At 30.1% G+C, this 11,973-nt stretch carries 10 protein-coding genes; 6 read left to right on the top strand and 4 right to left on the bottom strand.

Going from position 1 to position 11,973, the window contains the following annotated elements:
- Positions 1–94 precede the first annotated feature (94 nt).
- On the top strand, positions 95–421 hold the full coding sequence (locus tag A6V39_RS05895) for a hypothetical protein (RefSeq protein WP_187150754.1): 327 nt from the start codon (positions 95–97) through the stop codon (positions 419–421).
- Here A6V39_RS05895 and A6V39_RS05890 read toward each other — a convergent pair whose 3' ends face one another.
- The 4 genes from A6V39_RS05890 to A6V39_RS05875 all read right to left on the bottom strand — a co-directional run bounded on the left by A6V39_RS05890 (position 422) and on the right by A6V39_RS05875 (position 9,045).
- Positions 422–1,771: a hypothetical protein gene (locus A6V39_RS05890; protein ID WP_187150753.1), complete on the bottom strand. Its 1,350-nt coding sequence runs from the start codon at positions 1,769–1,771 to the stop codon at positions 422–424.
- Positions 1,771–6,933: a hypothetical protein gene (locus tag A6V39_RS05885; protein ID WP_187150752.1), complete on the bottom strand. Its 5,163-nt coding sequence runs from the start codon at positions 6,931–6,933 to the stop codon at positions 1,771–1,773. Before A6V39_RS05885 ends, A6V39_RS05890 begins: the two co-directional genes overlap by 1 nt.
- A 101-nt stretch (positions 6,934–7,034) precedes the next feature.
- Positions 7,035–8,606: a hypothetical protein gene (locus A6V39_RS05880; RefSeq protein WP_187150751.1), complete on the bottom strand. Its 1,572-nt coding sequence runs from the start codon at positions 8,604–8,606 to the stop codon at positions 7,035–7,037.
- 7 nt (positions 8,607–8,613) lie between these two features.
- Positions 8,614–9,045 carry a hypothetical protein gene (locus A6V39_RS05875; protein ID WP_187150750.1) on the bottom strand — a complete coding sequence of 144 codons (432 nt, stop codon included), beginning with the start codon at positions 9,043–9,045 and terminating at the stop codon, positions 8,614–8,616.
- 98 nt (positions 9,046–9,143) lie between these two features.
- Here A6V39_RS05875 and A6V39_RS05870 point away from each other — a divergent pair, with 98 nt between their 5' ends.
- The 5 genes from A6V39_RS05870 (at position 9,144) to A6V39_RS05850 (ending at position 11,833) form a co-directional block, all read left to right on the top strand.
- Entirely contained in the window at positions 9,144–9,392 is a 249-nt protein-coding gene (locus A6V39_RS05870; RefSeq protein ID WP_187150749.1) for a hypothetical protein, read from the top strand.
- Between the two features lie 208 nt (positions 9,393–9,600).
- Positions 9,601–10,005 carry a hypothetical protein gene (locus A6V39_RS05865; protein WP_187150748.1) on the top strand — a complete coding sequence of 135 codons (405 nt, stop codon included), beginning with the start codon at positions 9,601–9,603 and terminating at the stop codon, positions 10,003–10,005.
- Positions 10,005–10,220: a hypothetical protein gene (locus A6V39_RS05860; RefSeq protein ID WP_187150747.1), complete on the top strand. Its 216-nt coding sequence runs from the start codon at positions 10,005–10,007 to the stop codon at positions 10,218–10,220. The genes A6V39_RS05865 and A6V39_RS05860 overlap by 1 nt, the downstream gene beginning before the upstream one ends.
- Positions 10,221–10,240: 20 nt before the next feature.
- Complete coding sequence (locus A6V39_RS05855; RefSeq protein ID WP_187150746.1) at positions 10,241–10,591, top strand: hypothetical protein; 351 nt, start codon at positions 10,241–10,243, stop codon at positions 10,589–10,591.
- 120 nt (positions 10,592–10,711) lie between these two features.
- Entirely contained in the window at positions 10,712–11,833 is a 1,122-nt protein-coding gene (locus tag A6V39_RS05850) for a hypothetical protein (RefSeq protein ID WP_187150745.1), read from the top strand.
- Positions 11,834–11,973: the final 140 nt, after the last annotated feature.

Here is an 11,973-nt window from a genome sequence, read left to right as displayed (position 1 = left end):
ATTATTTCTTTGTTATTCATATATATATATTATATCACAAATCCTACCAACTTTAAACTTTTTTTTACATCTTTTTATATTATAATATTATGGTATGACAAAGTTAAATTTTGCACAATATTTATTGAAGAAATTAAAAAGATATGGTTACAATGCTGATAATGAGACTTTATTAAAAATAGTTAAAATTATAAAAAGCAGTGATTATATTAGAGATTTCTGGGATTTCATAGCTTTTGATAAAGATGAAGTATTTGATATTCTTGGTTTGTCTACTAGACAAAGAACTTTATTCTTTTTAAGAAACTTTGAATTTTATGATGAAACTGCTTTAAGTAAAAAAAATTTCAGAGACCGTTATTATATAGTTAATCATATTCTTAATTATGCTAAGAAGAAAGGTGATTGAACACCAATTTAATTAAAATCCCTGTCACTTCTTTTTCTTAGTAGGTCAAAAAGATACAGTTATTCCTAAATTATACTTATCTTGTCATTTAGTCATCTGTACTTTAAATAGCTCTCTAGATACGTCACTTGAATAATATAGTGACCTCTGTAGACATATTTCATAAAGCTCATGTATATATAGTCTTTCTTCTTGCTCTGTAATAATATGAATTCCATAATTACTATATTCATTGTAAAGTCCAATATCAGATGTCATTACATCATGCACAAATGCATTATCAGTTGGAAATTTTTCCATATGTATCATTCAGTTTAGTTCCATATGTATCTCATCTTTCTTATTCTGATATCTGCTTAACAATAATATGTAAGTATCTATTCCTTCATTAAATATTAGTCCTCATTCAGGTATATGACTGTAGAATAGGTTTAAGCCTCCTACCATGCTTGAATAGCTCTTTGGCATATTAAAGTACAAATCATCTTGAATTTGCTCTCCAAATAAAGATATCTTTGCATTATTATCTACACCGCTATATAGGGAACCTGTATTTACATATAAGAATGTTGATTTATTCTTCTTATTCTTAGAATAGACAGTTCTCTTCTTTAAGGTACAACCATATGGTATTCTCAGAGTATCTAATAGAACATCACTTACTTTACCACTAGTAGTTCTGTGGAAGTTTCCAAAGATATATATCTTCACATTTGTCTTATTCCTTATTATGGAATCAAAGAATGTAATAAATCTTGCTATGTCTCCTGCATCATAAGAAGTACTGCTACCTACATTGGTACATTCATCTCATATTATTAATCTGATATTAGGGTATTCAGCTCCTTTAGCGGCCTCAAGGGCAAATCCGTTTAGGGCCGCACAGAAACCCATATATCTGGGTTTGTCACCCCTTAATAAAGTCTTATGAAATAAAGATGGATTATTAGTTGTTCTTCCTTTAAGGGTAATAGGAGAATAAGATACTGTTAATTGTTTTTCAAGAGCACTAAATTCAGATATAGTATTTCTTATTAATATTACTTCTGCATTCTCATCTCTCTCAGATAAATCTGAAATTATCTTTGATATCTGATATGTCTTTCCAATTCCTTTCTTACCATAAATAATAACTACATCTGCATTAACTCCTAGTTGATGAATATGGTCGAATTTAAATTTCTGGTCTGGGTCTTTATTAGCTATCTCACAGAACTTACTATATAGTTCTTTCTCCTCCTCTGTCTGAATATAGTCTACACTCTTTAATTGCTCTATTCTTTTTAAATCCTCTTCTTTATTAATTACTTCTTCAGATTTGTCCTTGTAAAAATCAATGAGAATATTATCTTTAGTTTCCATTATTGTTTAGGTCATTTTATTTCTTCTTCTCAAGGGTCAAATCCTAATAATGCTGTTGCATAATCTCTAAATGTTTTAATTTCTTTATTTGGAGTGCCATCATCTTTATGAGATTTTCAAGTAAAATCCCCAATTGTTTTTTCTTCTGACGAATCTCAATATATTACATGAGATACTTTTCATTCAGGGTCTGCTCGAACAGAACCCGCTGTACCATAAATTCTTGAAAAATCTTTATTAACAAATTCTGGTAAAGGTTCGTCTGTAAAATTATATGTATATCTAGTACATACACTATATGCTCTTTCTTTTTTATAATAACCTAATATATGTGTCTTAATTTCTTCTCAAGTATTTAATCTTTTTGTTAAATATTGTCTATATGTACCACCTCAATAAGTTCTAGTCATAGTATTCTTATTAAGCGCAAAGAAACCATAGTATTCTGATTTAACTAAACCATTATGTTCACCAGTATAAAGTAAAACTGGAAGATACCCTCAATAAAGTGTTGGTGCTTTTTTTAATACAACATAAACTAATTGAACTTCAGATATACAAACAGCTCCTGTACTTAATGGATGAACAATTGCTATTGTATCTGTTATTTGATTAAATGTTCTTGAATAAAATAATCTTCTACCCATAACATCTTGAAGATTGTATGTTAATCCTTCAAGATATCCTGCCATATCTGTTCCTTTACCCTCTTCAAATTTCTCTAACTGTCTTAAGCCTTCAATAGTCTTATCTTTTTCTTGAACTTCTATTAACTTAGCATCATATTGCTTAGTAAGGGCATCTTTCTCTTCTTTAACCTTAGTTAATTCAGCTTCTATTTCTGCAACTTTATCTGACTTCTCCTTTAACTCTATCTTCTCTAATTCACATTGAGTTACTTTAAGTTCTTCTGCTGTCTTAGCTAACTTAAGTATTTCATGTTCTTCTTGAAGCTCAGTTAATTCTTTCTTAACCCTCTCTAACTCTTTCTTAGATGCACCATGTTCTGTATCACAGGTAGCACTTTTTTGTTTCTCAGAATCTAATTGTTTATTTAAAGAGCTAATTTGGCCCTCTAATCTAACATTAGTATCTTTTGTATTACTTAACTCTTCTTTCTTCTGATTTAGCTCAATTTGAATAGCATTTTTTTCTGAACTTAATTTATTCTTCTCATCTAAATATAAATTCTTCAGTCTCTCTTCAACAGCTTTCTCTTCCTCTAATTTTCTATAACCTGTACTTAATCTGTCATATTTATCTACCTCAAATTCAAGTTGTTGTGATACTACCTTTAAATCCTCTTTAGCCTTCTTTAACTCTTTCTTCTTACTATCTAATTCTCCTGTTAATCTTTCTTCTTCATCTTTAGAATTCTGAATCTCAACTGTTAATTCTTGAATCCTAGTATCTAATAATGCCTTCTCATTCTCAAGTTCCTGTCTACGTCTTTCAGAAGCTTCAATTTGCTGTTGTAATTTAGCTATCCTAGGGTCCTCTGGAATAAGCTCTCTAACTTTCTCATGCTCTATTCATTCAACAATCTGTATTCCTCTTTCTAATAAAGCCTTTATTAATACTAAGTCTGTCCTATCATTTAAATTAATTAATTCACAACTCTCTAATTTGTATACACCTGTCTTAACTCCATTTCCAAATGGAATTAAAGTATTTGCTACTCTACAATCAACACCATATTCTTTATGATATTCTGTTGCATATTCTTTCTGTTTATCAGAGATAGTTCATATTTCTAAGTAAATCTCTTTATCCTCTTTTCTAGGTAACCCTATTAAATCTTGCTCTTTATCATCTAAAGCTAAATTACGCTCTCTAGAAGAAGTTTGATGAATACTTTCTTGATTAAACATTCTTCTTAAGTTAAATGCATAATCTTGTCTTTGCCTTTGGTAAGTCAAGTCAATGGTATATGAATTAACTAATTGTTTTTGAATAGCTAGTGCTATACCTTTATTCATATTCTCAGTAGCCTCATTAAATCTTTGTCATCTATATCCACTTGAGAATCCTGACTTCATAATAGATAATCCTTTTCCAATACCAGTTAAAGCTAAACCAGCACTTAAACCTCCTGTTGCTCCTGCTAAAGCTACACTACCTACACTAAGTAATGCTCCTCCAATTGTTCCAAGAACAGTATCTGTTATTAATTCATTCTGCTTTACAGCATTTTCAAATCTCATCTTCTCATGCTCAATTTGCATTGCCTCATTACCAATTTCATATTCTCTTCTTCTTAGTAAGTAATCTTCAGATGCTCTTGAATTATTAATATCTAATCTTTCAATATCAAATACATTAAATTGTGAAGTCCCTTGAACATTTAATTTTGAAGTATCAAATCTTAAATAAGTCTTCCCTAAAGCATGTGTAACTTCTACTTTATGTGAGTCTAATGCCTCTTGCTTTCTTCCTTCTAAATGAGCAGTATCTAATTCAATAGTTGCTACTATAGTTTGTGCAAAGGCCTTAATAGGTAATTCAACTTTATGTCCATAAATACTTAAATTAACTTTCTGATTAACTCACTGTGTCTTATCTAGCTTAGCAAGAGCTTCATTTGCTGATATAGCATAAATTTGTTTTCTGCTTTCTTGAACATCCTTATCACTATTCTTAAATATTAAATTGACTCTCCCTTGGGGGTCTAAATAGCAGTAAAAATCAGTTCCCTTTAAATCAAATAAATATGAATTTCCCTTTAAATCATCTAATGTAAAGTCTATGCATGCTTGCTTAAAGAATGAAGATGGAGTATTTCTTAATGTATGTATTACTTCATCAAATGTAGAAAAACTTCTCTCAGTTAATTTTGTTATCTTAGTTACTCTACTTCTTACTTTATTATTGCTACTAGAATCACTGCTAATTGCACTGCCCTCTGCAATAAACTGTCCATCAGGAAGAGTAGTATCTGTTTCTCAAACATTTGCTTTACCAATAGCAATTCCACCTTCTTGAATATCATGGTAAACTACTATCTCTTCATCCTGTAAATCAGCTTTACTATCTTTTCATGATGTATATCAATTGGAATTTATTTGAGTAAGGTCATTACCTTCACTGTGGTCATAAAAGTATCAATCTAGGTCCGAAAAGAATATATCACCTTTCTTAACCTCTTTAATAGGGGTCTTAGTAAAGTCTATATCCTCACTAATGAAGAATGCATTTGTATTTCTCTTTATATGTCCCTTTAACTCTCTATATTTACTTGGACTTGAATAATATTTATCAAAATGTAATTCATTGAAATTTGAATATCCCATCTTCATTCAGCCCTTTGCCCATTCAGTAATGTAATCATCTTCACCATATATTGAATAACCGTAATATCAACTACCTCCTGTAAGCCACTTACTAATTAAAGTATGACTATCTTCAAGACTACTTAGTGTATAGCTATATCCATCAGACATTACTGGCTGGAATAAAGAATAAGCACCTAAACCTCAAGTAGTAAATAATAATTTCTCTCCTATTAGAAAATCTGCTTCTTTAGTAGCCTGTCTTGCTCTTGCACTTAGCTTTCCAAATATATCTAAAGTGAATGTGTAATTAGCATCAGAACTAACTAATGGTGGCTCATATGCATCTGCATTCTGAGTTAATCTTGATACTTGATTTGTAAGTCCCCTAATTCTCTTAAGTGATAAGAATGGACTCTTTACTATGAAAGGTTTATCTGATTCAAAGTGATTCTCATTATTCCCTAAGAATAATGAAAATTGTCCAATAAGCCATCCTACTGTAAATGGCTCTCCAATTTTCTTTCAAGGAAAGTAATCTTCATATTGTGGTTTAACAACTAAGAATCCATCATTAGATGTTCAAGTCTTTGTAGATAAAGCTAAATTAGAACTGTCATTATCAAAATATGTAGTAGGGTCAATAAAGTTATTTTCTTTGTAATAATAGTTTCCTATATCTGCATCATCCTTAAATCTATATACATAGTCTATATTTCAACAATAATATAAATAAACACTCCTATATGATTCAAGTTTTCTTGATAAAGGGAAATTCCTATCATACTTTGATTTAGCTAATAAAGAAGGCTTAATTTTGAAGAATACTTTCTGTGGTAATAAATGCTCTCTATTATTATTTGAATTAAATCAAGTTCCTAATTTCCCCTTTCTATAAATAGCTCTTGTTGAATAAGGATTAAGAAATGAAACTCTATTTCTTCTTGAAAGCTTCTTAATAAAGGTATCTGTAATTCCTTCTCTACTTTCAATAATTGGTACCTCCTTTAAATTAATTTTGAAATAAGTATTTGAGTCAGCTTTACCTGTGGTTAAACTTATTAGTTCTATATCTTCAAGTCCAGCTAGGTCTAAATTAAATACTTGTTTGAACTCTTCTTTATGAACCCCTAATGAATAAGAATTATGTGTAAGAACATATTTATTTCTTAAAAATTGTGCTCCACCAAAGTCACTTCCAAATCTAGCTAAAATAACATCATCATTATCTAATCCACTTAATAATTCCTTTATCTTAGCAACTAACTCATTCTTTCAATTATGTTCTTTCTTAGTAAGTTTTGCTCTACCCAGTAAAGTAAAGAATTTTGATTTCTCAAATTTAGCTCCATTTAATACTGTCTTATTATTTTCAAGTTGTCTTAAGAATACTGAATAATCATGATTATCAATTGCATATCTAGCTCCAAATGTTTTAATAGGGGCATTAGGAATAATATGTTTCTTTCAGTTGTAAATCTGCTTACTAAGAGGAAGTAATATTCTGTGATTAAAGTTATTGAATACTGGTAATGTAAATTGAAAATCTATATCTTGTAATTTATCTAAGCTTGAATTAACTAAAGTTCCCTTTGCTAATACATTTGCTTTATTCTTAAATAAAGTACATATATGGTCTTTAATAAGTATGTATCTTCACTTATTCTTACTTTCAGAAATTAATGCATCTTTCTTTAAGAAAAATAATTCACCCTTGTATTCACAGTAATTAAAGTCTCCAGTAAGAACTACTCATCCTGTGACAGGAGTAGTCATAACAGGAGTAACTTTTTCAAGTCATTCTCCATCTATTAAATGTGGATATGTATTTGGAAATCTATATCCTCCATTATCTCAAAATAGATTACTAAGATTATCTACTTTGATTGACATATATTATCCAAGAACCTCTGATGGTTCTATTGGCCTAGGGGGAGTTCAACCTCCATTCTTCCTTCTCCTTACAGAGGCTGTTGCCCTAGCCCCAGAAGGGGCTATTGCTTTTTTTCTACCTCTTGTCCTATAATTCCATACTTATCATAAAAGTTTGAAGAGGCAGTAAAGTGTGGACTAGGTATAAATAAGCATCCTGCAAAGTTCTTAAACATAGTAATGGCGAATTGATAGAACATTTTATATCTTCAAGTTAATTTCTCCATAGGACTTTGGATATCAGTCATTTGGAAATAAGAACGAATCTTAAATGCTTTCTTATCAATTAATCTAGCAAATCCAGGTTTCATACTTCTCATAGGATAAACTGTTATTCCTAACATATCTAAGTTAACTGCTCTTACATCCATTTGACCCCTTCTTGCAATACCTGTCTTTAAATCAGCATAGTCTTCTGGATTTAATAATAACACTAAACTATCTTTATTTGCAGTTACTTCAAATGCATCATCAGAAGAAGCTGAAGTTGTATATGCTTTATCAGGTTGTGCTCCATCTGGACCTATAACTTGACCATCTACTTCACTTGCAACTGCCATTTCAGCTCTAGCTCTTTCAGCTTCAGCTTTAATTTGTTGAACTCTACTTGCAGTATCATTACCTAGTCAGAACTCTGGTGATTCTTCATTAGTTAATATTATTAAAGCTTTATTAATAGCATCAAATAATGCAAATAAAGCATCATTTCTATGTAGATGATGAACTTTATATGTCTTCTGATTATCTCCTCTTAAAGCTTCTGAAGAGCTATGAGCATCAGAATATAATTGTTGCATCTGTCTCTTAGATTTATCTTTACCAACATTAGCTTGTTCAAATATAGTATCTCTACTCATTTCTTCATAATAGTCATCAAAGCTAAAGTAGTAGGGATTGTACCATTGAATGTTCTTTCATATCAATGCCGCTTTACCATAATATTTCTGTATTAATTTCTGCATCATCTTATTGTATTTAGTTCCTAAAGTAGATGATTCAATAGTTCCTTCAGCCGGACCTGCAGGAACAGCTGATTTAGGATTATCTCTTGTTCTTCCAAATATTCTTGCAAAATCTTTATCATCAAATACTACTTGAGATGGGTCTGAAGTCATTACTGCTTTAACAATTAATCCTAGTGCCTTCTTAATACCTTTAGTCATATGTCCTTTAAGAAGGTCAACAAATTCTTTAAAGCTAGAGTAGTCTTTGAAATAACTAGCATATGTATCTCTATTGTGAGAAATTCTTATATGTCATTTCTCAATAGTCTTATCTGTCTCAGTAATAATATTTAAGTGGTGTCCAGATACAGGTGCTAAAGATTCATCTGGTCTATCTATATCTGTATATTCTTCAGGAAATATTTCACCAACTTCAATATGTCTAAATGCATCACCTAAAAATGCTTCAGGGTCTTCTTCAATAAATTCTTTCAATCAAGGCTCAGTAATAGATGCTTTAAGATTAGTTACTGTTCCCATATATACATCTCTGAATATCCCCTTTAGGAATACAGGTATTGTATAGTTATTAGGGTTGTATCCACATCATTCTTTAGTTACATCAGGATGTATAGCAACTCTTAATTTAACTGCAGTAGGTAAAGATGTATATTTCATTGTTGTGGCCATATCTTAATTATAAACTCTCATGGGCTTGAATGCCAGTTTTTAATCCTTCAAACATTCTATTAAGTCTACTATATACTTCTTCATTAGTAAATCCTTGGTCCTTTAAATATTTCATATATCAAGAACCTAATTGTTCACTACCTTTAAATGAATCTTGATTATCATTAACATTAAATTTTGCTTGATATTCAAAATTCTTACCAATAGCATCTTCCATTCATCCATAAGGGTCTTTACTCTTCTCTTCATCTTGCTTCAATCTTTGATTCAAAGTTTCATTTAACTGGTCATTAACTTTCTTAGAAAGCTCTTGTTGCTTAGTCAACTGGTCTATTAATTGCTGTTGTTGTTCAATAATATTCTTTAATGCTTCATCATTATTAGATTTCTCTACAGAAGCTTCAGTAACTTTATTTTCTATTACTTCTTGATTTTCCATATATCGAATGTATAAATAGCGACTATAGGTTAGTTGAATGTACCACTACTTATACTTTATATATTATATATAATATATACATAGGAAGAGACATTTTTATGGCATTTAGTTCTATATCTGACCCTGAAGTTATTACAGCAATATGTATAGGAGTAGCAACTGTTCTTGGTGCTATAGCTACATGCCTTAAAAAAATTAGAGGGAAAAGTTGAAAGGAATTACTAACTAATATTAATAAAGAAGAATTGAAGATTATTTCAGATACTGTTAAAGAGCAAACTCAATTAATTAAAGAAGTTATTAGTGAAAAAGAAAAAACAAGCAAATCTAAGTCTAAGAAAGTATAATAATAGAGTTGTAATATACAATAGGGGGTATACCATCCTTACACTGCACAAGACCTTGTCTTAGTCAGGTTAGGAATCCTTCTTGCCCTATAGGGGGTAAGGGGGTTCCCAAGCCTTTCCTGACTAAGACAAAGAAGGACTGTGAGCTGGAGCGAACAGGACTTATTTGGATTAGTCAGGAAAGTATATTATTTATTATTATTAATTTATGGAAAAGGAAAAATTTGCATCTTGTGTTGAAGAACATAAACTTTACATACTTATTCAAAAATTTAAGGTTGGTGAAGTAGATAAAGCTGAAGTACAAACTGAATTTGGAAATTTACTTAAACATATTCTTGGTATTCAGGCTTGGTTCTGAAATAAATGTCCACATATTTGTTCTAAGCCACATACCATTGATGATTATACTAGCTCTTGAAGAGAGGGTGCTAGGATACTTAAATTAGGTAATGAATTAGTAAAGTTATATATGGATGAATTTAGAGTAGGTAGAAATGCTGTTGCAGAGCAATGTGAAAGATATTTCTGAAGTAGGTTTAAATTAGAGGAGCCTAAGAAAGAGTCTGTTGATAAACCTAAGAAGGCAAGGAAGAAGAAGAAAGAAGAGTAATGGATATTCAGAAATTCTTTAATGAACTATGGTTATCACATTTCTGTAAGGAACCAGAAGTAATAGAGGCTAAAGCAAAAAGGAAAGAGAAAGTATATGAAGATTGTCTAAGTATATTAAGAGGTGAGTGACCAATCAGACCATCTTTAAATGATAAAATTAAAGAATTTAATTTTATAAAGATGTGAAAGTATTCAAAGATAGATTCAGTATAATTATGTATTATCACTAAGTTATGAAAGATGATATTGAAATATTAATTGAAAAATTTTTAAATCAAGAAGACTTAGGAGATTCACATTTTACTGCAAGAACCGCTGTTAAATATGCGTGTATGATGTGATATGCATTTGAATCAAGAAAATTATTTCCAGAAAGATTTAATCGATTAGGGGGTGCTGTATGTGCTTGTATGAATGGAAGAATTAATATACTTACATCTGTTAAAGGCTGTTTGCCACAAGAATTTCAAGATTGTTTAGAGTATTTTGAAAGATTGGTAAGTAAATTTGGTATTTATTTCAATGGAAAATACTTTAGATTTGAAGGATATACTCCAAAAACATTTGATACTTTTGAATGATAATTCTCAGAGTGATGTTGGAAAAGCATCTTATTGAATTGGTTTCAAAAATTAATACTGTGAATGTTATTGATACTGGAAATGAAATATTTAAAGTTCTATGCTTATTAAATAAATTATCTTATGATAATTAATACTGCTGGTTTAGCTAGCCTTGCTGATATGTATAGGCAAACATACTTGACTCCCTATAACAAGGAGGGACAAGAACTTATTACCAAAGAGATGTGAAATAAGTTTTGAACTATTTGAGGAGGAACTACTAATTACTTATCTGGAAGTAAAGAAGGTGAAAGTTTTTGAAAGAATATTACTTTAAGTTGCTTAGATTTAATGGAACATGTAGGTGCATATATAGTTGGAGAATTTGATTGTCATAATGATGAACAATTAAGTGAAGTGTGAGCAACTTTAATTAAGTCTTGATACTTTAGTAAGGTATGAATAATAAAGAGTGAAGAAGTAATGAATCAAGAAATAGTTCTTGCTGAAAGCGACCTACATAAGAATAATATATCTGAAGAAAGATTATTAAGAGGAAATCCTTTTAGGCTATTTGAAAGATATCAGAATTCTGATGGTAAATATTTCTTCAAATCATTATTAACTGGAATTGATTACTTTAAGTTAGACCCCAAAGAAATGATTTGTTTATCTTTAAATGATGGTGCTAATTTTAGAAAATGATGGAAAGTTAATATGGAGTATGTTGCAGGTAAATCAAGAGTTGTTGATGCAACTAAAGCTTTATCAAAGACAGTACAAGTTATAGTAAGAAATAAAGAATCATTTGATAGTGAAAGGTCTCAAATAGAGAATCCTAGTGTATTCTATGAATTAAAGAGACAAGCAGGTACTGTTGGTGCTAAGGAACAAAATTTATATCAAGCAATGCCTATTATAGAAGGACAGAGAATAAAGGATATGCAAGAAATAATTCAGACTATGTATGATAAGGAATGTGAGTTGCTTGGATTTACAACTAACTCTAATGATAAGAAAGAAAGATTAACTGTTGCTGAGAATTATAAAGATTTAAGACAGATAACTAATTTACAGGATTATCAATTAAAGAATTTAAAGATATTTGAAAAGAAGTTAAAGGAAAGAGGATGAGTTAAAGAAAACTTTAAAATAGAGATATCTGGATTAACTTATGCACAGGGACTACCAGATACTGTTCAAGCAGGTTCTAACCCTGAAGAACTTAATATTCAAAAGCCTATAGAAGATTCTCAAGAATAATATTATGAGTGTTATGAGAACTCCAAAATGATTAATAGAATTTGTTAATTCTTCAAAACAAAAATATTTAAAGTTATTAGAGGGTTTAGAGGAAGAACAAATTCCTTTGGAAAAGAAAGTATTAGCAAGAGAAATTGGTA

The organism is Candidatus Mycoplasma haematobovis (assembly GCF_001645765.1).
Taxonomy (GTDB): Bacteria; Bacillota_I; Bacilli_A; order Mycoplasmatales; family Mycoplasmoidaceae; genus Eperythrozoon_B; species Eperythrozoon_B haematobovis.
This window is presented reverse-complemented; position numbering and strand designations above follow the sequence as displayed.